The sequence below is a fragment of the Anabaena sp. 54 genome, from assembly GCF_017355725.1.
Lineage (GTDB): Bacteria > Cyanobacteriota > Cyanobacteriia > Cyanobacteriales > Nostocaceae > Dolichospermum > Dolichospermum heterosporum.
The window spans coordinates 27,502-51,195 of sequence record NZ_JAAVWA010000024.1; the positions used below are offsets into that span (position 1 = coordinate 27,502).

A 23,694-nucleotide genomic window follows, 5' to 3' on the forward strand; every position below is an offset into this window, starting at 1 on the left:
TCTTATGAGTTACATCCTAGCCCCCTCATCGCTTGCGGGGAGGGGGTTGGGGGTGGGGTTCTTGTACCTCATAACACCAGGAAGTGCTGTATATTGCAGTTAAAATTAATTTATATCGCACTCTACAGCTATGGAAGTCATAGCAAATCAAATTGTCATAAGAATACTCAGTAAGTGGGAAACTTAGTGTCTTCAAACCTGAGGGGGAAGCGACTCGTGCGGTTTTAACCCCCTTAAATATTTTCTCATTACCGCCTTGGAGTTGGCAAATTCGGGGTACTCTTGTGATGTACTTTCAACGGGACAATTACCGATTCAAATTTCCCAACTCTGTACGCATAATGTGTTGCTCCGAAGAGCCTCCCATTTCTGGGGTAATGTTAGCTTCGTCAATGTTTTAAGAGCTTTTTAGACTTGCAACACTGTTTCAGTGACTTTAAAACTGTTTAATTGCAAATGACAGAGCAGGGAACTAGCTTCGCATTCCGGGGTGTCGTGACTCAAAAAACGTAGTCAGTGAAGACTTAGACTGGTCAGTACAGTTTGCAATTTCTTACAAGCTCATTCCCTTTATGGCTGAGTTACTGACACTACATTATCGTATAATATCCCATTATACAGCAAACTGCAAAAAAGAAAACCAAGGGCAATTAACATTTGGGTATTTGCTAGAAGCCCTGCCTGTAAAGTTATGTTACCGGAACTATGGCTGCTATGTTGAAAGAATATCATAAAGTGTTCAGTCCTTTACTTTTTGCAGTAAAATGGATCTCTGCTGAAAGACATTCACACGCATTTGTGTCTGAATGATATCTATTCAGAATATGATCGCGTCTAGAAGACAGCGAGTGAACTTAGGTCGGGATAACCGATCCTATACCCCGTAGAAGTAAATGTCTAGACTTGTCTAGTATTTAGATAGCAGATTAAAATACCAGAAAAATAGAAACAACGCATGAAAGTTACCCAGGAAAAACTTCCCGCCAGTCAAATTGGTTTACAAATAGAAATTACACCGGAAATTACCAAACAAAAATACGAGCAAGCTATTAGAAAATTAACTAATACCGCCAATATTCCTGGGTTTCGCAAAGGCAAAGTACCCCGGCAAATATTATTACAACGTATTGGTCAGGTTCGCGTCAAGGCAACTGCCCTAGAAGAAATGCTGCAAGAAGGCATTGACCAAGCAATTAAACAAGAAGCGATTACCGCTCTTGGTCAGCCCCAATTAAGTTCTTCCTTTGATGAATTAATTGTCAATTATGAACCAGGAAAACCCCTGACTTTTACCGCTTCTGTGGATGTCTTCCCAGAAGTCAAGTTAAACCAATACACTGGTTTAGAAGTTAAAGCGGAGGAAATTAAGTATGATCCTACCCAAGTAGATACAGTTATTGAAGCCCAAAGAGAAAAATCAGCAACTTTAGTCCCCGTAGAAGGACGTGCCGCCCAAATCGGTGATATGGCAGTAATTGACTTTAAGGGTGTAATTGCCAAAAATGAAGGGGATGATCCTGATAGTGAAGCCAAACCAATTCCCGGTGGAGAAGGAACTGATTTTCAAGTTGAGTTACAAGAAGATAAGTTCATTCCCGGTTTTGTCTTGGGTATAGTGGGCATGAACCCTGGAGAAACCAAAGAAGTATCTGCTCAATTCCCAGATCCTTATGGTAATGAGGAGTTATCTGGTAAAGCGGCTCTGTTTACCATTACCCTCAAAGAAATTAAAACCAAAGAACTACCCGAATTGGACGACGATTTTGCCCAATCAGTCAGCGATTTCGAGACCTTAGAACAATTGCGGGCATCCTTAGAAGAACGGTATCAAAAAGAAGCTGCCGATAAAACCAAAGACAATCAGCAAGAAGCGTTAGTCAAAGAACTACTCAACCATGTCGAAATAGATTTGCCGACAACACTGATTGATCAAGAAATTGATGCTATGCTGTCACAGACGGCCATGAAATTGTCCGAGCAAGGAATAGATGTCAGAAAGCTATTCACTCAAGAAATTATTCCCCAATTACGTGATAGATCCAAACCTGAAGCTATAGAACGTCTCAAGCGGACGCTATCTTTACAAGAAATTGGCAAACGTGAATCTATTGAAGTGGCAACAGCAGAAGTGCAAGCTAGAGTCGCCCTATTGATGGCAGAATATCCTGATCAAGATTTGGATGAAAATAGATTGCGTGGAGTGGTTAAAGAAGAACTTTTAACCAAAAAAATCGTTGATTGGTTGCTAGAACGTTCATCTGTGGAACTAGTAGCGGAAGGTTCTCTAAGTGCGGCGGAAGCAACCGAAAGCACTGAAGCAGTTCAGGAAGCAGAAACCAGTAATCCTGAGTAATTGGTAATTGGTAATTGGTAATTGGTAATTGGTAATTGGTAATGGGTAATGGGTAATTGGTAATGGGTAATTGGTAATTGGTAATTGGTAATTGGTAGTTAGGAAATATCTACCCCCAACTCCCCCTACCCCCCCTACCTCCCCTACCTCCCCTACCTCCCCTACCCCCCCCTACCTCCCCTACCTCCCCTACCCCCCCAACTCCCCCAACTCCCCCAACTCCCCTACCTCTTAGGGACTACCTCCTGAATTCTGCCATATAGGGCATAATGGTTAACAGTTCACAATTTCATGCCATTTATTTTTAAATATTCTAGTATGCTTGTATCGCAGTCGGGAAATTACCCAATCAACAGCTTGAGTCCTATTGGTACTAGTGGCAGTTCTAGCAGCCCTAGTAATATTGTGCCAATGGTGGTAGAACAGTCTGGGATGGGAGAAAGGGCATTTGATATCTACTCCCGCTTACTCCGCGAGCGGATTATTTTTTTGGGAACTCCCATAGATGATGTTGTAGCTAATTCCATTGTTGCCCAATTGCTTTTCCTCGATTCTGAAGACGCGGAAAAAGATATTCAATTGTACATTAATTCTCCTGGTGGCTCTGTCTACGCGGGTATGGCAATCTATGATACAATTCAACAAATACGTCCCGATGTTGTAACTATCTGTTTTGGGCTGGCAGCGAGCATGGGGGCTTTTTTATTAACATCTGGAACTGCCGGAAAGCGGATGTCTTTACCTGACTCCCGGATTATGATTCACCAACCCCTGGGTGGCGCTCAAGGACAAGCTATTGACATTGAAATTCAAGCGCGAGAAATTCTTTACATTAAGGGCGAATTAAATCAATTAATGGCCAAGCATACTGGTCAACCCTTGGAGAGAATTGAGGCTGATACCGAGCGCGACTTTTTCATGTCAGCAGAAGAGGCGAAGAATTATGGTTTGATCGATCAGGTCATTTCTAGACAAAATCTTCCCACAGCAGGGTAAATCGTCGTCATTCTGAAATAAGAGGCTGATATGTCTAAGTACGACTCCCATTTAAAATGTTCATTTTGTGGCAAGTCTCAAGAGCAGGTACGTAAATTAATCGCAGGTCCGGGAGTCTACATCTGCGATGAATGCGTTGACTTGTGTAATGAAATCCTCGATGAGGAATTGCTGGATACCAGTGCTGCGGCTGCATCACCACCGGCGCAAAAGTCAGAACCAACTGAAAAACGTCGTACCAGTTCGTCTAATCTCTCGTTTAATCAAATCCCTAAACCGAGAGAGATTAAAAATTATTTAGACGAACACGTTATCGGCCAAGATGAAGCCAAAAAGGTGCTATCTGTGGCTGTTTACAATCATTATAAGCGATTGGCTATTCTTCAGTCTAAGGGTAATGCCAATGCTGGGACAGATGATGCGATCGAACTACAAAAGTCCAATATTTTACTGATTGGACCGACTGGTTGCGGTAAGACTCTCTTGGCACAAACTCTGGCGAAAATTCTCGATGTTCCCTTTGCTGTTGCTGATGCTACAACCCTGACGGAAGCTGGGTATGTGGGTGAGGATGTGGAAAATATCCTGTTGCGTCTGTTGCAGGTGGCAGATTTGGATGTGGAGGAGGCTCAACGGGGTATTATCTACATTGATGAAATTGATAAAATCGCCCGGAAGAGTGAGAATCCCTCAATTACCAGAGATGTTTCTGGGGAAGGGGTACAGCAAGCTTTATTGAAAATGTTGGAGGGGACTATTGCTAATGTTCCACCCCAGGGGGGACGTAAGCACCCATATCAAGATTGTATCCAAATTGATACGAGCAATATTTTGTTTGTCTGTGGTGGCGCTTTTGTCGGTTTAGAAAAAGTTGTAGATCAGAGGGTTGGGAAAAAGTCAATTGGCTTTGTGCAACCTGGAGATTTGCAAACTAAGGAAAAACGGGCTGCTGATACATTACGTCATCTGCAACCAGATGATTTGGTGAAATTTGGCATGATTCCTGAGTTTATTGGTCGGATTCCCATGGTGGCTGTGGTTGATCCTTTGGATGAGGATGCGCTGATGGCAATTCTAACTGAACCACAGAGTGCTTTGGTGAAACAGTACCAAAAACTGCTGAATATGGATAATGTCCAGTTGGATTTTAAACCAGAGGCGTTAAAGGCGATCGCTCAAGAGGCTTATCGGCGCAAAACTGGAGCGCGGGCTTTACGCGGTATTGTGGAAGAGTTGATGCTGGATGTAATGTATGAGTTACCCTCTCGCAAGGATGTGACTCGCTGTACAATTACTAAGGAAATGGTGGAAAAACGTTCTACTGCTGAACTAATAGTACATCCTTCTTCTTTACCTAAACCAGAGTCGGCTTAAAAGTCATTAGTCACTAGTCATTAGTCATTTGGATTTTGACTCTTGACTCTTGATTTTTTAATTTTTAATTCTTAGTTTTTAATTCTTGCAATGACTTATATAAATGTTCGGGGTGTAGACCATTATTACGAGTGGATGAAAAAACCATCAAATGTTATGAAACCGGTGATGGTTTTTTTGCATGGTTGGGCTGGTTCAGCGAGATATTGGCAAAGTACGGCTGAGGCTTTATTAGATAATTTTGATTGTTTATTATATGATTTACGGGGTTTTGGTCGTTCTCAATGTCAACCCCAAAATAATGGGAATTTAAGTTATGAATTAACAGAATACGCGGAAGATTTGGCGGTTTTATTAAATGAGTTAAATCTTGATCGTGTTTATGTTAATGCCCATTCTATGGGTGCTTCTATTGCAACTTTATTTTTTAATCGTTATCCCGAAAGAGTTGCTAAGGGAATTTTAACTTGTAGCGGCATTTTTGAATATGATGAAAAAGCTTTTTCTGCTTTTCATAAATTTGGTGGTTATATAGTGAAATTCCGCCCGCAGTGGTTAAGTAAAATTCCTTTGGCTGATAAGATGTTTATGGCTAGATTTTTACATCGTCCTATTCCTAAAGCGGAAAGTCAGGCTTTTTTAGAAGATTTTGTTAATGCCCATTATGAAGCGGCTTTAGGGACTATCTATACCTCTGTGAGTAAGGAACAAGCGGAAACAATGCCGGGAGAATTTGCGAAGTTAACTATACCAACTTTGCTGATTGCTGGGGAACATGACATTATTATTCCGGCTGAATTGGGGAAAACGGCGGCGGCTTTAAGTGATAAGGTTCAATTAAATATTATTCCCAATACGGCGCATTTTCCGATGTTGGAAGACTCAGAAACTTATTTAGCAATAGTCAAAGAGTTTTTGAATAATTGATATAGCGGTTATTGGCAGGGGAAGGGCGCAAGCCCTGCGCCCCTACGGTTTTGAGATGTGTGTTATTTTAGAGGTAAATAGGGGGTAAGTTTATGACAATTACCAGTAATTTTACTACTAAGTTACAAGGACTCTATGAAACTGATGATTATTTATGGTTATTAGAAACTATTAATTTATTGAAACAAGGTCGTTTTGATGAGGTGGATTTAGAGAATTTAATTGAGGAGTTGGAAGATTTGGGAAGTGAAAAGAAAAATGCTGTAGAAAGTTTATTACAGCAAATTATTAGACATTTATTACTGTATCAGTATTGGACTATTGAAGTTGAGAGAAATTCTGGTCATTGGCAAGCTGAGATTTATAGTTTTCGAGATCAACTTAATGCTAAATTAACCACAAATTTACGCAATCATTTAGTTGAACAAAGATTAAAAATTTACCAAAGGGCATTAGGATATGTGCAAAGAAAAACTAATTTTCAGGTTGATTTTCCTGAACAATGTCCTTATTCGCTGGAACAATTTTTAGATATTGATTATTTACCTAATTGAGTTAGAGAAATAATTAATTAAATAAATTAGGAGGTAAAAATATGAATGTTTTGACTAATTTACAGCAACTCTATGAAACTGATGATTATTTATGGTTATTAGCAACTATTAATTTATTGAAACAAGGTCGTTTTGATGAGATGGATTTAGAGAATTTAATTGAGGAGTTGGAAGATTTGGGAAGTGAAAAGAAAAATGCAGTTAAAAGTCTATTAGAACAAGTAATTAGACATCTTTTATTACTACAATTTTGGACAGAGGAATCTGAAAGAAATTATTATCATTGGCAATCAGAAATTTTAGGTTTTCGTTATCAACTTGAGGATAGATTAACAACCAATTTACGTAATTATCTAGCTGAAGAGATGAATAATATTTATAATCGGGCTTTGAAATATGTGCAGATAAAAACTAAGTTTAAAGTTGATTTTCCCGCAGAATGTCCTTATACTCTTGAACAATTGTTAGATATTAATGATTTAGGTTAATATTCAGATCCCCGACTTCTCTAAGAAGTCGGGGATCTTTGAGTGGGATCTTTGAGTACATATACCAGGAGTGCATTTTATGAAGTTCAATCGCAATCAAGTTAAAACATATCTCCAATCATCTGATTTTACATCTTTATTTATTGAAGAGTTGGGTTGGGATTATGCAGATGGTTCTCCTCTTTATTTAACTGTAGATGAGGAAAATTATACTATAGAAGCTGCTGCCCAAAAACGCGGAATGATGGTTTATCATTGTGTGTCTGATAATGGCATTTTACCCAATTCTAAAGTTAGAAAAAAGATGGATACGGAAGTTACAAGTTATAGTCAAGAACATTTAATTATTTATACTGATAAAAAGCAAGAAAAGCAGGTTTGGCAATGGGTAAAAAGAGAATCTGCAAATAAAACTAAAGCCAAGGAAACTACTTTTAATATTACTCAATCTGGAGAGTTATTAACTCAAAAGTTGGAATCTTTATTTATTGATTTTGCTGAGGAAGAAAATTTAACTTTAACTGATGTTACTCAACGCACTCAAAAGGCTTTTGATATTGAAAAGATTACTAAAAAGTTTTTTGATGATTTCCAGTTAGAACATCGGAAATTTGTTACCTTTATTAAAGGTATAGATAATATCAAAGATGCTAATTGGTATGCTTCGGTGATTTTGAATCGGTTGATGTTTATTTATTTTCTCCAGAAAAAGGGGTTTTTAGATCATGGAAATACTGATTATTTACAAGATAAGTTGAAGGTTAGTCAAACCAAAGGTAAAGATTTATATTATCAAGAGTTTTTACAAACTTTGTTTTTTGATGGTTTTGGTAAAGCTGAAAAGTTCCGTAAAGATGGAACTGCGGCTTTAATTGGTAGAATTAAATATATTAATGGTGGGTTATTTTTACCCCATATTATTGAAGAGAAATATCGCGGAAAAATTAGAATTAGTGATGGTGGTTTTGAGGATATATTTAAGTTATTTTCTGGTTATACTTGGCATTTAGATGATACTCCCAGTGGTAAAGATGATGAAATTAATCCTGATGTTTTAGGGTATATTTTTGAGAAGTATATTAACCAAAAGGAGTTTGGCTCTTATTATACTAAACCGGAAATTACTAATTATCTTTGTGAACGGACTATTAATAAGTTTATTCGTGAGAAGATTGGTAATGTACCCTCGTTCCCATGCTCTGCGTGGGAATGTGAACCCAGAGGCTCTGCCTCGAAAATAGAGGAGGTAGAACCTCTAAGAGGGCATTCCCAGTCTGGAGACTGGGAACGAGAAAATAATCAATTGTGTCAGCAATTATTAGATGAGATATTACCTCAGCTTTCAATTTTAGATCCTGCTTGTGGTAGTGGGGCTTTTTTGGTGGCTGCTTTACAACATTTAATTAAGATTTATACTGCCATTTTTGACTTTATTCAAGTTTCGGGAAATGAGTCAAATCAAGCTAGATTAAGTAAGATTAAACAAGATCATCCTTCTTTGGATTATTATATCAAAAAGCGGGTAATTACTGACAATCTCTATGGTGTGGATATCATGGAGGAAGCGGTAGAAATTGCTAAGTTACGGTTATTTTTAAGTTTGGTTGCTTCTGCGAAAACTGTTGATGATTTAGAACCTTTACCTAATGTTGATTTTAACATTATGGCAGGTAATTCTTTAATTGGTTTGATTCGGGTTGATGATAAACGTTTTGATATTGTGGGAAACCCTGATATTTTACAACAATTAAAAGCCCAGGATTATCAAACTATTTTAAATGAGAAAAATGAAAGTATTAGAAAGTATAAAGAACACGCTTTTATTGCGTGAAAAGTTGAAGATACGGAACAAGAAGATCGTTTACAATTTTTGAGACATCATATTAATGATGTTAACCGGGAATCTTTGGTTAAGTTAAATCAATTGTTGTTAGATGAGTTTGGGAATTTAAAGATTAAATATGAGGAAGTGCAGTTAAAGGGGAAAGCTAGTAAACGGGTTTTAAATATTGCTGATATGGAAGCATTAAAACCTTTTCATTGGGGCTATCATTTTGATCAAATTATTGCTAAGGGTGGTTTTGATATTATTTTAGGTAATCCTCCTTGGGAGATTTTTAAACCGCAAGCTAAGGAGTTTTTTGCAGAATATAGCGATTTAGTGACTAAGAATAAGATGGATATTAAGACTTTTGAGAAGGAACAAAAGCAGTTATTAGAAAATCCTGAAGTTGCTACTGCTTGGTTAAAATATCAAAGTTAATATCCTCATGTGAGTTTATATTTTAGAAGTGCTGAACAATATCTTAATCAGATTTCTGTGGTTAATGGAAAGAAACAGGGAACTGATATTAATTTATATAAGTTGTTTGTGGAACAATGTTTGAATTTACTTTCTCCACATGGTGAATGCGGTTTAGTGATTCCTAGCGGGATTTATACAGATTTGGGAACTAAGCAATTACGAGAAATGTTATTTTCGCAAACTAAGATCACTGGTTTATTCTGTTTTGAAAATAAAAAGGCTATTTTTGAAGGAGTACACAAAAGTTTTAAGTTTGTGGTTTTGACTTTTCAAAACCTTGTAGGGGCGAATGGCCATTCGCCCCTACCATTACAGGGTACAATATCATTTCCTGCTAAGTTTATGCGTCATGATGTGGGAGAGTTGAATAGTTTTCCTGATGATGATTGTCTTCATATTTCTGTGGATTTAATTAAACAGTTATCTCCTGATTCTATTTCAATTATGGAGTTTAAATCTGATTTAGATATTTTAATAGCTGAAAAAATGAGTCGCTTTCCTTTGTTGGGGGAGGAAATTCAGGATAAGTGGAATTTAAAGTTAACTCGTGAATTTGATATGACTAATGATAGTCATTTGTTTAAAACTGAACCAGGAAAGGGAAGATTACCTTTATATGAAGGAAAAATATTTAATCAATTTAATCATAATTGGGGAAAACCTAAATATTGGTTAGATGAACAAGAAGCAGCGCAGGATTTATTATCACCAAGAAGTAAAGAAATTGCTAATTTTGTTAAAAAAAATAATTTATCTATTCCTGAAAAGACTACTATTTTATTAGATTATCAATCTTATAGATTAGCCTTTCGTGATGTAACAGCAACTACCAATGAAAGATCAGTTATTATGACAGTTTTACCTCCTAATGTTTTCTGTCCTCATACCGTATCTCTTGAGAAAGTATATGATGTTAGTTGCGAAAATGGCATAGTTAATCCAAATTCTTTAAGAATCAATTCTAAACAAAGGTTATTTATTTGTGCTTTAGTAAACTCTTTCATTGTTGATTATTTCTTGAGAAAAAGTATTACTAATCATGTTTCATTTTTTTATGTTTATCAAACACCAGTTCCCAGATTAACAGAAAAAGACGCATATTTTCAAGAAATAGTAGAACGTGCAGCCAAGCTAATTTGTACAACACCAGAATATGATGAATTAGCGAAAGAAGTAGGTTTAGGAAGTCATAAAAACGGAATTACAGACGAGAGGGAAAGAGGGAAAATCCGCGCCGAATTAGATGGAATAATTGCCCATTTATATGGGTTAACAGAAGGGGAATTTAGTCATATATTGAGTACGTTTCCTATTGTTGCGGAAACCGTGAAAGATGCGGCTTTAAAGGCTTATCGGGATTTGGTTTGATGGTTAATAACGTCAACGTAGGGGTTTAGCAATGTGCTTTACCCCTACAATATATAATAAAAACGGATGAGGATTAAAACTAAGATCATGCTTGAAACAGTTCTATAACTGACTTAATTTCATCCATTGTTACATCTGTTTGTTCCAGTTTAGAATAAATTAACAGTAAAAGGACATTTGTAGGTGATTCAATTTGATAAATAATTCGATAACCACTACTTTTCCCTTTTTGAATGTCACTGTTGCGAACTCTTACCTTCAAAACTGTATACCCTGTTCCTGCAATTGATCACCTAAAAAATTACCACTTTGTAATTCTTCAATTATTGGTTGAATATCATTACGAATGTGGCGATATTTTTTTGACAAACTGCGTATTTTTTGTTTAAAATTATCGGTAAAATTAACGATAACAAATGGTGTTTCACTCAACATCAATACCTTCCCAAAGTTCTGAAATTGGATGAACTTTACCTGCTTTAGCTTCTTGTAATGAGGTTTTCAAACTTTCTAAAACAGCTTCTTTTGATTCATCATCTTCATCTAATTCATCTTCAATAAACAAAACAATTAATTTAACCCGACTTGGTTTATTAACCATTAAAGGAGTTTCTAAAGAGATGTTACCATTTTCGTCAATTTTTGCCATTATTTCTTGGGCTATCATATTCACTCACCTGTAATTACTACAACTATTTTACTATATTATAGTAAACATTGATCAAGATCCCAGACTTCTGTTTTAATTGTGTCAATAAATCATAAATTGTATGGTGCATCAGATTGCATAAATCCTGTTAGAATAAAATAGTAACTACATCCTAGAAAATATTTATGTTATGCGTCGAGACACAATCTTTTACAAACTATTTCAACAATATCCATCTTTATTATTTCAACTGTTGGAAAATCCTCCAGAAAATGCCGATAGTTATAAATTTGATTCCGTAGCAATTAAAGAACCAAAATTTGAAATTGATGGCGTATTTTTACCACCAGAAAATGAAAACCCAGGAATTGTATATTTCTGTGAGGTGCAATTTCAAAAAGATGAAATATTGTATGAAAGAGTAGTAGCTGAATCTTCCTTATATTTCTATCGTAATCGGACTAGATTTAGTGATTGGGAAGCAGTAATAATTTATCCATCTCGTAACATCGAACAAAGCAATATTTATCCACTGCGGGCATTTTTGAACAGTGATCAAGTACATAGAGTATACTTAGATGAATTGGGGGATATTCATCAATTACCAACATGGGTAGGAGTGATGATATTAACCACTTTAGAAGAAAGTCAAGCACCAGAAGCAGCTAGGTATTTATTAACAAAAACTAAGGAAGAAATACCATCATCATCAAATAGCGTCATAATAGAAATGATCACAACTATCATGATGTACAAGTTTGAAAATCTCAACCGTCAAGAGGTAGAATCTATGTTAGGAATCACACTCAAACAAACACGAGTTTATCAAGAAATTAAAGAAGAAGGCCGGGAACAAGGAAAAGAAGAAGGAAGGAAAGAAGGACGAGAAGAAGGACTAGAAGAAGCAACTTTTAATTTAGTCATGCGACTGTTGAGTAAGCGGTTTGGTAAAATATCGCCGAAAATACGCGGTTCTGTTGCTGGTTTATCCTTACATATTTTAGAAGATTTGAGTGAAGCATTATTAGATTTTAATAATGTGGAGGATTTACTTGCTTGGTTAGCAAAAGTTGAAGATTAAGATATAATATCCCCGACTTCTATCATCAATTTATCATTTATTCACAAGATTTATCAAAGAAGTCGGGGATATGGAAATATGCTATAATTCAGACAATTAACTAATATAAACAACTATGCCTCGGATTTTTGATAATATTAATGATCAACTATTACCTATACTCAAGAAAAGCCTCCAATCTGCAAATAGGGCTGATTTTTGTGTCGGCTATTTTAACTTGCGAGGATGGAAATTAATACAGGAAGAAATTGAACAATTTACCGGAGGAGAAAATAACTGTTGTCGCTTATTAATTGGAATGCAAAAACTTCCAAAAGATGAACTTCAGGAACTATTAGGTTTAGGAATATCCCAAAAACCCATAGATAGAAATAAATCTTCTCAACTGCAAAAACGCATTGTTCAGGAATTTCGACAACAGTTAATGATCGGAAAACCAAATAATGCTGATGAATTGGGTTTAAAAAGACTTAAATCACAATTAAAAGCTAAAAAAGTAGTTGTGAAACTCTATTTACGTCATCCCCTCCACGCGAAACTATATTTAGTTCCTCAAAATCATGCTAATTTACCTGCAATCGGTTTTTTAGGGAGTAGTAATTTAACCTTTTCAGGATTATCAGCACAGGGAGAATTAAATGTTGATATTTTAGATCATGATGCTACCCATAAATTACAAACTTGGTTTAATGAACGTTGGGAAGATAATTTTTGTTTAGATATTTCTGAACAATTAGCAAAAATTATAGATGAAAGTTGGGCTACAGACAAGTTAATTGATCCTTATTATGTGTATCTGAAAATGGCTTATCATCTATCGCAAGAAGCGCGAGATGGTTTAAGTCAATATCAAATACCTTCAGACTTTCAATTATTTCCTTTTCAAGCAGCAGCAGTGAAAATAGCCGCGCATTATGTTAACCGTCGTGGTGGTGTGATGATTGGGGATGTGGTAGGATTAGGAAAGACTTTAGTTGGAACAGCTATAGCGAAAATTATTGAAGATGAACTGGGGATTAGTACCTTGATTATTTGTCCTAAAAATCTCGTTTCTATGTGGGAAAAATATCGAGAAGAATATGGTTTAAGAGGTGCAGTAATTTCTATTAGTCAAGTCACGAAAATATTACCCACAATTCCCGCTCGTTTTCGCTTAGTCTTAATAGATGAAAGTCATAATTTAAGAAATCGAGATGGACAACGTTATGCAGCTATTAAAGAATATATAGAACAAAGCGGAAGTCGGTGTATTTTACTGACTGCAACTCCTTATAATAAAAGCTATTTTGACTTATCTGCACAGTTACGGTTATTCGTTCCTGAATCAAAATATTTAGGGATTAAACCAGACAATTTAATTACAAAATTAGGTGGTGAACATGAATTTAAACGTAAATATCCACAAACTGATGTAAAAACTTTAGCAGCATTTGAAAAAAGCGAATATTTTGAAGATTGGCAACAATTAATGAATCGTTATATGATTAGGAGAACTCGCAGTTTTATTAAAAATAATTATGCTGATACAGATCCTTTAAATGGACGTAAATATTTACAATTTACTGATGGTACTCGTTCTTATTTTCCTGTGCGGATTCCCAAAACTGCTAAATTTACGATTAATAATGATGATAATTATGGAAAATTATACTCTAGTGAAGTTGTCGAAATTATTAATTCTCTATCTTTACCCCGTTACGGTTTGGGAAATTACACTTTAGATAAATATAAACAACCTCCCACAGCAACAGAACAACAGATTTTAAATGGTTTATCTCGTGCGGGAAGACGGTTAATGGGTTTTTGTCGCACGAATTTATTTAAAAGATTAGAAAGTAGTGGTATTGCTTTTTTAGAATCTTTAGAACGGCACATTTTACGGAATTATGTTTATCTTTATGCTTTAGAAAATAAGTTAGATATTCCGATTGGTACACAAGATGCAGAATTTTTAGATACTACCAATAATGATGAAGATGCTGATACGGTTAATTCTACAGCTTTAGATTTTGAAATAGCTGATGATGAAAATGATGATAATGATGAAATTAGTTTGGCAAGTTTAACCAGTAAAGATACGGAATATAAACGTCAAGCAAAAGCTATTTATGAACTTTATCAAACCAAATATCAAAAACGCTTTAAATGGTTAGATTCTCGATTGTTCAAATCTGAATTAAAAAAAGATTTACGCGAAGATGCTTTATTGTTATTGAAGTTGTTAAATAATTGCGGAGAATGGAGTTATAAATTAGATCAAAAGTTTCAAACTTTGCAAGGGTTATTAACGGAAACTCATGCATATGAGAAGGTTTTGATTTTCACTCAATTTGCAGATACAGCGCGTTATTTACAAGAATCTTTAGAAAAAGAGAATATTCAACAAGCTGCATTAGTAACAGGAAAAATAAATGATCCGACATCAATAGCATATCGGTTTAGTCCAGAAAGTAATAAACAAAATATTCCCCAAGAACAACAAGTGAGAATTTTAATTGCTACTGATGTTTTAAGTGAGGGTCAAAATTTACAAGATTGTCGGATTATTATTAATTATGATTTACCTTGGGCAATTATTCGTTTAATTCAAAGAACAGGAAGAGTAGATAGAATTGGACAAAAAGCGTCAGAAATTTTCTGCTATTCCTTTTTACCTGCGGAGGGAGTAGAGGAATTAATCAATCTGCGCGGAAGATTAGGGGAAAGGTTACAAGAAAATGCTAATGTGGTGGGAACAGATGAGGCATTTTTTGAAGATACTCTTTCCTATCAAGAAATTCTTGATCTTTATCATGAAAAGTCTGGTATTTTAGATGAAGCAGAAGATGGAGAGGTTGATTTAACATCGGAAGCTTTTCAAATTTGGAAAAATGCCATAGATGCTGATCCTGATTTAGAGAAGATTATTAAAAATCTGCCTAATGTTATCTATTCTACCCGCGAATATCAAGGAACAAATTTAGATCCTGAAGGTGTATTAATGTATCTTCGCACTGCTGATGGTACAGATGCTTTAGCTTGGATAAATAGGGAAGGAGAAAGTGTAACTCAATCGCAAATGCGAATTTTGAGAATGGCTAGATGTAACCGGAATACACCCCCTTTAGAAAAGCATCCCCAACATCATGAAATTGTCTCGCAAGGGGCTGATTTGGTATTAGAACAGCACAAAACGACTGGAGGACAATTAGGAAGCTCTAAAGGGGCAAGATATCGAACATATTATAGATTAGATGCTTATATTAAGAAGACAGAAACCCCGTTATTTTCATCGTTATTTTCATCAGGTGAAGATTGGCAAACTTTGAAAAAAGCCGTTGAAGAAATCTATCTTTATCCATTAAAAGAAACGACGATTGTTAAACTTAATCGGCAGTTGAAAAGTGGGATTAGTGATGAACAATTAGCCACAATGATTATTTCTTTACGTGATAATAATTCCCTGTGTGTGATTCATCCTGAAGACGGACAACAGGAAGCGCAAATTATTTGTTCATTAGGGTTATTTCCGGGACAAATGACCACTGACAACTGACAAATTAAATTAATCCCAGTTCGCGTTTTAGTAAGTTGATGGACTGAGTGCCGATGTAGTTTTCACAGCGAATCAGTTTGGGTGGACGGATGAGGTCTTCTAAGACTGTTTGCATAGCTGCTTGGGTTGTGGCATAGCTGACTTGATCTGTACAAAAGATTATTTCTGAGCGTTTAACGATCGCGTGTAGTTTATAAGCATCCTTTGGTTGAGCAGTCATGACTAATATTTCGTCTCCTCGTAAACCGTGGAGAATGACTTCTGTCGCTCTGAGAATACCAGGACTGAGGCTAACTATACCAATACAACTGGATTTGGGTAGGCTTTTCACGACAGTCATTTCTTTGCCATAGTCGTGAATATCTAGGGGAATCACGCGAACTGCTTTGGGTGCAGCGATCGCTTCCACTTCTCCGATAAAATAACGACTGGTGACTAATGTGGCTGAAGTGGTTTGGTCTAATACTCCAATCAGTTGTTCCATTGCGACTAGCTGGAGGGGGATTTGCAGGGATTCTTCTAACTCATCAACCATTAATTCCCCAGCCCCAATATCTTGAGATGGTGTCACCACTAATACTCTGGTACTACAACGCAAGCGCCAGTCAACTTCTGCTAAAAATAGTTCTCGTGATTGATTGAGAGAACAACCTTGACCCAGTAACTCATCTAGGGCTTGTTGCACCACCTTATAGGCTTGAGGATTTTGTTTGAGCATGGGAGACTGGGATCTGCTTCCGCCTTCATGACCTTGAGCGCGGACATAGATGCCTGAACCTGCTAAACTTTCGACAAATCCTTCTTCCTCCAATTGGCGGTAAACTTTACTGATGGTGTTGCGATGTAATCCAGTTTGCATGGCTAAAGCCCTGGTACTGGGTAGTTTATATGCGGGTGAATATTGCCCAGAGGCGATCGCAAATCTGATCTGATTAAACAGTTGATTAGATGCAGGAATTTCACTATCTGGCTGAATACGGAATTGAATCATTACCAATTCTGCTCCATAAGACTTATACAAATAGCCATAATTTACCTGTTTAATATATGATTAATGGGTTAGTTTGCTATGGAAAATATTATCACAGAAGAATACACCAAATCAGAAGGTAAGGGTCAAAATGAATGTAAGTCCGATCAGTAAATAAATCGTAATTCACAACGCCATTAGTGGTTACTAATTGCTGATAGATATAACTATTATTAACTTGTGCTTCGTACCTCTTACCTATTTCCCTACTCACAACTCATATTATGACAGAGTCAGCAATACAGACTACAACAATTCAAATTCCTCAAGACAATTTGCAAATAGCCGCCTATTTAGCTCAACCAACTGCACCCGGTTCTTATCCGGGAATTGTCGTTCTCCAGGAGATTTTTGGGGTTAACGCCCATATTCGGGATGTCACCGAACGGATTGCTAAACTAGGATATGTGGCGATCGCTCCAGCCCTGTTTCAACGTCAAGCCCCTGGATTTGAAACTGGTTACACGCCCGAAGACGTGGAAATAGGCAAAAAATACGCTTGGTCACAAACCACAGCATCAGAACTTTTAAGCGATATTCAAGCAGCCATTGACTACTTAAAAACTTTACCCAATGTTAGACCAGATGGATTTGGTTGTATTGGCTTTTGTTTTGGTGGTCACGTCGCCTATCTAGCTGCAACACTCTCTGATATTAAAGCCACTGCTTCCTTTTACGGTGCGGGTATCACTACTCGTACTCCCGGAGGTGGAAATCCCAGTATTACCCGGACATCAGCAATTAAAGGCACTATCTACACCTTTTTTGGTAAGGAAGATGCGAGTATTCCTCCAGAACAAGTAGACGAGATTACCGCCGAACTTGCAAAATATCACATTTCTCATCGTCTGTTTCGTTACGATGGATCTGGTCATGGATTTTTTTGTGACCGTCGTGCCAGTTATAATTCTAAAGCTGCGGCAGATGCTTGGGAGCAAGTTCAACAACTTTTTAGCCAACTAGTAGTCTGTTAACCCGAAAATGACGGGTGAAGGCAAGTAGGGGAGGTAGGGGAGGTGGGGGAGGTAGGGGAGGTGGGGGAGGTAGGGGAGGTGGGGGAGGGAAGAACAGAAGTTTTTTCCGATCATTACCCGTCAAAATAAATTTGACGAACTACTACTACCGCAGGGCAGAAGTCAAAAGTCAATACTTCGACAAGCTCAGTAACCAGTTAAAAGTCAAAACTAAGACGTTATAGGCTTCTTAACGATTTAGAATAGTTGGTTTATTTCCGCCAATCTGTACTAGCCTAACCACTGACAAATGACCACTGACAACTAAACAAATAACAATTTATCTTCAAACGTCATGAATTCCGAATCTAAACTTTCTCAAACAGCCAACTCGTCTTTTTCAATGGATGATTTTGCCAAAGCCTTGGAAAAACACGATTACCAATTTCAAAAAGGACAAGTTGTTCGTGGTAAAGTTTTCCAAGTTGACCACGATGGCGCTTATGTTGATATTGGTGGGAAATCCTCCGCGTTTCTTCCCCAAGAAGAGGCTTCCTTGAGAGCAGTAGCTGATTTGTCGGAAGTATTACCGATGAATGAGGAACTGGAGTTTTTGATTATTCGGGATCAGGATGCTGAAGGTCAAGTTACCATTTCCCGCAAGCAATTGGAAGTGAAACAAATTTGGGAAAAACTGTTAGAAATGCAGGAGAATTCCCAAAGTGTGCAAGTACGGGTAACAGGTGTCAATAAAGGTGGTGTCACTGTTGATCTTCTAGGTGTCCGGGGTTTTATTCCGCGATCGCACATCGCCGAACGTGATAACCTAGAAGCACTCAAAGGTCAAACTCTCACCGTAGGCTTTTTAGAAATCAATCGGGAAACCAATAAACTCGTTCTCTCTCAACGTTTAGCCGCTCGTTCTAGCAACTTCAGTTTATTAGAAATCGGTCAATTAATCGAAGGAAAAATTACTGGCATCAAACCTTTTGGTGTATTCGTAGATTTTAACGGTGTCAGCGCCTTACTACACATCAAACAAGTGAGCCAAAAATTCATTGACTCTTTAGAAAAAATCTTTCAAATCGGTCAACCCATTAAGGCTGTAATTATTGATTTAGATGAAGGTAAAGGTCGAGTTGCTATTTCTACCAGAATCCTAGAAAACTTCCCCGGTGAAGTTGTGGAAAACTTTGCAGAAGTCATGGATTCCGCCGAAGCTCGTGCTAATCGTGCAGCTAATAAAACGGCTGAATAGGTAATTGCTAATTGACCCAGATCCCCGACTTCTTGCAGAGGCAAGAGGCAAGAGGCAAGAGGCAAGAGGCAAGAGGCAAGAGGCAAGAGTAAGAGGATGTTTTAAAAGTAGTATTCCGTAATTTTCATCACATTGCTACCCCCCTTTCCCCTTGTAAGGGGGGTAACAATAAAAATCCAGTTCCCTCCCCTTTACAAGGGGAGGGTTAGGGAGGGGTAAAAAATATCTGATACATCAACCATAACTTTTCAAACACCCCCTAAAGAAGTTTTCAGCGATTTTACGTTTCTTTACACAGTTTGGTTTTATTGTGTTCACCTACTTAACTCTATTTATATCAGCTAAAATAATCAATATCATCATAGTGAAATTATCATGAATCAAGTAAATGCTACTGAAGTACAAGAACATTTGAGTGATTTTTTGGATAGTCTTACTCAAGGGGAAACATCAATTGTTATTGAAAAAGCTGGACAAGCGATCGCTACTCTAATTAGTTATGAAGAATGGAAACGTTTAAAACAATTAGAAAGTTATTTGGTTTTAGAAGACGATGAAGAATCTTTTAGTCCCGAAGCAGTAATTAAAGCATATAATCAACTTCATAGCACGGAATTTACTATAGAGAATATTATCAATTGAACGCAGATGAACGCAGATGAACGCAGATGAAGAGGGATAAATTAATTAATGGATTTCATGTTTCTGTGCAGCCTTATATAAAATTGGTATAAGCTAAATATTAAAAAATCGGTCTGTAAAAAAATAAGATAGGAAACTTCTATTTATGAATAATTTACCTGAAAACAAATCTAATTCCCAAGCCGGTGGTGGTTTACCTGTCATCCAATATTGGGTAGAAAAAACTCTCTCACCCCAAGGATTACAATTATGGCAAACTCTCAATCATAAAAGTGCTTGTTTATCCTGTGCTTGGGGTACAGGTGGACAAAAGGGAGGGTTTGTTAATGAAGCAGGAGAATACTTACAACGTTGTGCTAAAAGTGTAGAAGCCATTGCTGCGGAATTGCAACCAGGAATTAAACCAGATTTTTTCCAACAATATAATATTAATGAATTACAACAACTGACCTCTCAAGAATGCGATGATTTAGGTAGACTGACTTATCCTCTCATCCTCAAATCAGGTTCATCTCATTATCAACGCATTAGCTGGGAAGAAGTTTACCAAATCGCCACAACAGCTTTTCAACAACCAGCGGAAAAGATTGCTAGTTATAGTTCTGGACGTTCATCTAATGAAGCTGCATATTTATTACAATTGTTAATGCGATCGCTTGGTAGTAATAATCTAGCAGATTGTTCAGATTTATGTCACGTCCCCTCAACCATCGGCTTAAAAAAAGTTTTCGGTTCAGGCACATCAATGGTAAGTTTAGAAGGCTTACAACATAGTGATTGTCTAGTTTTAATTGGTTCTAACGCACCCGCAAATCATCCCCGCTTAATGAACGAATTGATCAAATTGCGAGCAAGAGGGGGTAAAGTAATTATTATTAACCCCCAAATAGAAATCGGTTTAGTCAAATTTGCTTCGCCAGCATTTCCCATTAAATCATTACTCACAGGTGGTTCAGATATCTCTTCTTTATATTTACAACCCATTCCTGGTAGTGATGTCGCATTATTTGTCGGGTTGCAAAAATCCCTCATTGCCCAAAATTTAATCAAAACAGAATATCTCCAATCCTACACTCAAAACTGGCAACAAATTTTAGATTACGCAGAAAATATATCCTGGGATTACATCACTAAAACCTGCGGATTATCCCAAGAAGAAATTACAGCCACAGCTTATATCATTGGTAAATCAGAAAGTGTAGTATTTGCTTGGGCTATGGGCATAACTCAACAAGCCAACGGCGTAGAAAATGTTTTTAGTATAGCAAATACAGCTTTAATTACAGGTAACGCCGGTAAAATTGGCGCGGGAACAATGCCCATTCGAGGACATTCTAACGTGCAAGGATTTGGTTCAATGGGTGTAACCATCAATTTGCGAGAAGAAATCAAACAAGCACTATCTAAGCTGTTAGGAAAACCCCTCAATGAAACTCCTGGTTATCATACCCGTGATTTAATAGCAGCAGCAGAATTAGGAAAGATCAATACTCTCTTTTGTTTAGGAGGAAACTTATATGCAGCTAACCCAGATTTACAACAAGCAAAACAGGCTTTATCACAAATAGAAACCATTTTTTATGTAGCAACAAAACCGAATCTAGGACATTTTCATGGATTAGGAAAACAGCAAACTTTAATATTACCTGTTTTCAATCGGTTTGAAAATCCCCATAAGACTACAACAGAATCAGGTAATAATTTTGTGAGGTTAAATGATGCAGGTAAAAGTCATTTACACCCAGGCAATTCTGATTTAATTTCTGAAGTAGAATTAATTACAGAAATTGCCCATCGTCTACATGATGAAAATCCGATTAATTGGCGTAAATTACAAGATACTATTTATGTTAGAGAATTAATTGCTAAAACCATTCCTGGCTATGAAAAAATAGGTGAAATTGATCAAACTCAGGCAGAATTTACCATTGCAGGGCGGATTTTTGATGAACCGAAATTTCCCACTTTTAATGGTAAAGCGCAGATGTTTGTTACACCTTTACCACAGTTAACTCTACCTCATAAATCAGCTTTTGGGGTTGAGGAAAATCAGCCAGGAATTGTAGTCATATTGGGAACAGGACGCAGCTATGGACAACATAACACGGTAGTTTATCGCAGTGAAGATAAATATCGCAAAATGCCCCATCGTTATTGTATTTTAATGAATAGTCTGGATGTACAAAAAGCAGGATTTCAGGAACATCAACAAGTTACAGTTAAAGGAAATGCAGGGGAATTAGAAAATATTGAAATTATTTGTGGTGCAATTCGTGAAGGGGTAGCTTTTATGTTTTATCCTGAAGCTAACGTTTTATCTAAAGCAGATATTGACCCCAAAAGTGGGATACCTGCTTATAAAAGAGTTCCAGTTTTTGTTTATCAATAAAATCTCGTTCCCAGTCTCCAGACCTACGGTGTACACACAAGTTATCGAATCACCATTATTCCTCAAATTACCCCACCCTAACCCTCCCCGATGCTTTGGGGAGGGAACTGGATTTTCTTGTTTCCCCCAAGTTAAAACTGTTCCCTGTTCCCTGTTCCCTGTTCCCTGTTCCCTGTTCCCTGTTCCCTGTTCCCTTGTCCTCACAGACAACCTATTCAGCAAACCCCAAGTATGAATTCACGAGTCTTTGACTCCACTTGACAAAAAAGCAGAGTCTTCGGAAATTTATGCCAAAAAAGGCTCAAATCCGTTATTTGATATATACTGTCACAAAATACTATTAACAGTCTAGTTATAATAAACAGCAAGACTTTGAGCCATCTACCAAGGAGTTTAAATTTTACAACAAGCCTGTAAATCTCTCATCATTTTGCAGAATTTTCAAAATCTGCTTAATTTCTTGGGTGCGGTCTTTCTTCACTACCAGAGTAACATTGCGATCGCGCACAATCACCACATCCTCTAAACCAATCGTGACAATGACATCATCAGCATTGGAGGCATAAACAATCGCTCCCTGAGTATCTAAACCCACATGAGTAGCAAGTTCTACATTAGGATTATCATCCTGCTTCAGCAAGCGTTCAATAGCATTCCAGTCACCCAGATCATCCCAACCAAATGCTACTGGCAAAACATAAGCTAGACTGGTTTTTTCCATTAAAGCATAATCTATACTTTTCTTAGGTAACTGGGGATAAATATCAACACCATGTTGTTCCAAAGGTTTCATAATTTCCGGTGCATGGGTGCGTAATTCTGACAAAACAACACCGGCTCGAAAAACGAACATCCCGCTATTCCAGCTAAACCGTCCCGTTGACAAAAAAGTTTCCGCCGTTTCCCGGTCGGGCTTTTCAGTAAATCGGTTTACATGATACGCTGGTAACTCATTGAAACTACTTATTTTTTCGCCTTGTTCAATATAACCATAGGCAGTTGATGGAAAATTAGGTTTAATACCCAAAGTCACAATCGCTGCTTTCTTAGTCGCCAAATCCTTAGCAGCCGCTAAAGTTTCGGCAAATAGCTCCGGGTCAGCAATCCAGTGGTCAGCAGGAAAAAAGCCAATAATAGCATCTTCCCCGTAACGCTTTTTAATTTCTAAACTTGTCCAAGCAACAGCAGCAGCAGTGTCTCGACCCTGGGACTCAATCAGTAAATTCGACTCTGGCAAATCAGGAAGTTGTTCTCGCACCCCTTGAGCAATGGGACTAGAAGTAATCACCCACAAATTTTCCCAACCACCAGCCAGAACTAATAATCTATCAGCAGTTGCTTGTAGTAAACTTCTTGAGCTACCATCAAGGCTTAAAAATTGCTTAGGTCGGTCTAGTCTGCTCAAAGGCCAAAAACGCTCACCTTTACCACCCGCCAGAATCACAGGAAAAAATAAATTATTCATATCGGCATACATCGGTAATTCAGAACAATATACAGCAGAATTTACCGAATCAGGAGTCACCGGGTCAGGAGTCACCGGGTAAAAATGGCTTTGTATATAGGTTTCAACTTAGATTTCGTACCTCCTAACCCCGCCACCTGCTGTATCTGATATAAATGTTTACGCATTCACTTTGAGATGATCTTCACTGATGAATTTTTCTGGTTGAGTATGTTGTAATTATCACTGATTGAAACTGTGAGGACAGCAATAAAAAAATATCCGATTAACTTTTCACAAAATCTAAAATTTCCACAGCGAGTTTTAACTCGCAATATTTGTAGCTTG

The 23,694-nt window shown here is 37.2% G+C and carries 19 protein-coding genes; 15 read left to right on the plus strand and 4 right to left on the minus strand.

The features are described from left to right. Nucleotides 1-955 precede the first annotated feature (955 nt). From tig to HEQ36_RS18865, 9 genes are all read left to right on the plus strand, one after another. Nucleotides 956-2,353: a trigger factor gene (gene tig, locus HEQ36_RS18825; protein ID WP_168636274.1), complete on the plus strand. Its 1,398-nt coding sequence runs from the start codon at nt 956-958 to the stop codon at nt 2,351-2,353. Between the two features lie 318 nt (nt 2,354-2,671). Next, nucleotides 2,672-3,349, plus strand: a complete 678-nt coding sequence (gene clpP, locus HEQ36_RS18830; RefSeq protein ID WP_039203649.1) for an ATP-dependent Clp endopeptidase proteolytic subunit ClpP — start codon at nt 2,672-2,674, stop codon at nt 3,347-3,349. Between the two features lie 30 nt (nt 3,350-3,379). Next, nucleotides 3,380-4,723, plus strand: coding sequence for an ATP-dependent protease ATP-binding subunit ClpX (clpX, locus tag HEQ36_RS18835; protein ID WP_053540704.1), 1,344 nt, complete (start codon nt 3,380-3,382; stop codon nt 4,721-4,723). Between the two features lie 90 nt (nt 4,724-4,813). Continuing rightward, complete coding sequence (locus HEQ36_RS18840; protein ID WP_168636275.1) at nt 4,814-5,650, plus strand: alpha/beta hydrolase; 837 nt, start codon at nt 4,814-4,816, stop codon at nt 5,648-5,650. 92 nt (nt 5,651-5,742) lie between these two features. Continuing rightward, nucleotides 5,743-6,204 carry a DUF29 domain-containing protein gene (locus HEQ36_RS18845; protein ID WP_168636276.1) on the plus strand — a complete coding sequence of 154 codons (462 nt, stop codon included), beginning with the start codon at nt 5,743-5,745 and terminating at the stop codon, nt 6,202-6,204. Nucleotides 6,205-6,245: 41 nt separating this feature from the next. After that, nucleotides 6,246-6,692: a DUF29 domain-containing protein gene (locus HEQ36_RS18850; RefSeq protein ID WP_168636277.1), complete on the plus strand. Its 447-nt coding sequence runs from the start codon at nt 6,246-6,248 to the stop codon at nt 6,690-6,692. A gap of 79 nt (nt 6,693-6,771) precedes the next feature. After that, nucleotides 6,772-8,523: a DNA methyltransferase gene (locus tag HEQ36_RS18855; RefSeq protein ID WP_205748549.1), complete on the plus strand. Its 1,752-nt coding sequence runs from the start codon at nt 6,772-6,774 to the stop codon at nt 8,521-8,523. A 39-nt stretch (nt 8,524-8,562) separates the two neighbouring features. After that, on the plus strand, nt 8,563-8,955 hold the full coding sequence (locus HEQ36_RS18860) for a hypothetical protein (RefSeq protein ID WP_205748550.1): 393 nt from the start codon (nt 8,563-8,565) through the stop codon (nt 8,953-8,955). A 9-nt stretch (nt 8,956-8,964) separates the two neighbouring features. Continuing rightward, a complete protein-coding gene (locus tag HEQ36_RS18865; RefSeq protein WP_205748551.1) occupies nt 8,965-10,365 on the plus strand; it encodes an Eco57I restriction-modification methylase domain-containing protein in 1,401 nt (466 codons plus the stop codon). Nucleotides 10,366-10,623: 258 nt separating this feature from the next. Here the strand turns inward: HEQ36_RS18865 and HEQ36_RS26060 are convergent, their stop codons facing one another. Then, a complete protein-coding gene (locus tag HEQ36_RS26060; RefSeq protein WP_367272415.1) occupies nt 10,624-10,797 on the minus strand; it encodes a hypothetical protein in 174 nt (57 codons plus the stop codon). Further along, nucleotides 10,790-11,032 (minus strand): hypothetical protein, encoded by a 243-nt coding sequence (locus HEQ36_RS18875; protein WP_168636278.1) that lies wholly within the window; start codon nt 11,030-11,032, stop codon nt 10,790-10,792. Before HEQ36_RS18875 ends, HEQ36_RS26060 begins: the two co-directional genes overlap by 8 nt. A 172-nt stretch (nt 11,033-11,204) precedes the next feature. Between HEQ36_RS18875 and HEQ36_RS18880 the strand changes: the two genes are divergently transcribed. Both HEQ36_RS18880 and HEQ36_RS18885 read left to right on the plus strand, forming a co-directional pair. Further along, nucleotides 11,205-12,095 (plus strand): Rpn family recombination-promoting nuclease/putative transposase, encoded by an 891-nt coding sequence (locus HEQ36_RS18880; protein ID WP_168636279.1) that lies wholly within the window; start codon nt 11,205-11,207, stop codon nt 12,093-12,095. A 115-nt stretch (nt 12,096-12,210) separates the two neighbouring features. Continuing rightward, nucleotides 12,211-15,630, plus strand: a complete 3,420-nt coding sequence (locus HEQ36_RS18885; protein WP_168636280.1) for a helicase-related protein — start codon at nt 12,211-12,213, stop codon at nt 15,628-15,630. Nucleotides 15,631-15,634: 4 nt separating this feature from the next. Here the strand turns inward: HEQ36_RS18885 and HEQ36_RS18890 are convergent, their stop codons facing one another. Continuing rightward, nucleotides 15,635-16,621 (minus strand): GntR family transcriptional regulator, encoded by a 987-nt coding sequence (locus tag HEQ36_RS18890; RefSeq protein ID WP_053537876.1) that lies wholly within the window; start codon nt 16,619-16,621, stop codon nt 15,635-15,637. Nucleotides 16,622-16,884: 263 nt separating this feature from the next. Between HEQ36_RS18890 and HEQ36_RS18895 the strand changes: the two genes are divergently transcribed. The 4 genes from HEQ36_RS18895 (at nt 16,885) to HEQ36_RS18910 (ending at nt 21,902) form a co-directional block, all read left to right on the plus strand. After that, nucleotides 16,885-17,634, plus strand: a complete 750-nt coding sequence (locus HEQ36_RS18895) for a dienelactone hydrolase family protein (protein WP_168636281.1) — start codon at nt 16,885-16,887, stop codon at nt 17,632-17,634. Between the two features lie 334 nt (nt 17,635-17,968). Beyond that, on the plus strand, nt 17,969-18,871 hold the full coding sequence (locus HEQ36_RS18900) for a S1 RNA-binding domain-containing protein (RefSeq protein WP_039201540.1): 903 nt from the start codon (nt 17,969-17,971) through the stop codon (nt 18,869-18,871). Between the two features lie 375 nt (nt 18,872-19,246). Next, nucleotides 19,247-19,513, plus strand: a complete 267-nt coding sequence (locus HEQ36_RS18905; RefSeq protein ID WP_039201541.1) for a type II toxin-antitoxin system Phd/YefM family antitoxin — start codon at nt 19,247-19,249, stop codon at nt 19,511-19,513. Nucleotides 19,514-19,658: 145 nt separating this feature from the next. Then, on the plus strand, nt 19,659-21,902 hold the full coding sequence (locus tag HEQ36_RS18910) for an FdhF/YdeP family oxidoreductase (RefSeq protein WP_168636282.1): 2,244 nt from the start codon (nt 19,659-19,661) through the stop codon (nt 21,900-21,902). A gap of 400 nt (nt 21,903-22,302) precedes the next feature. On the opposite strand, the gene HEQ36_RS18915 is transcribed toward HEQ36_RS18910, so the two are convergent. Further along, complete coding sequence (locus tag HEQ36_RS18915) at nt 22,303-23,367, minus strand: mannose-1-phosphate guanylyltransferase (RefSeq protein WP_168636283.1); 1,065 nt, start codon at nt 23,365-23,367, stop codon at nt 22,303-22,305. Between the last annotated feature and the right edge of the window lie 327 nt (nt 23,368-23,694).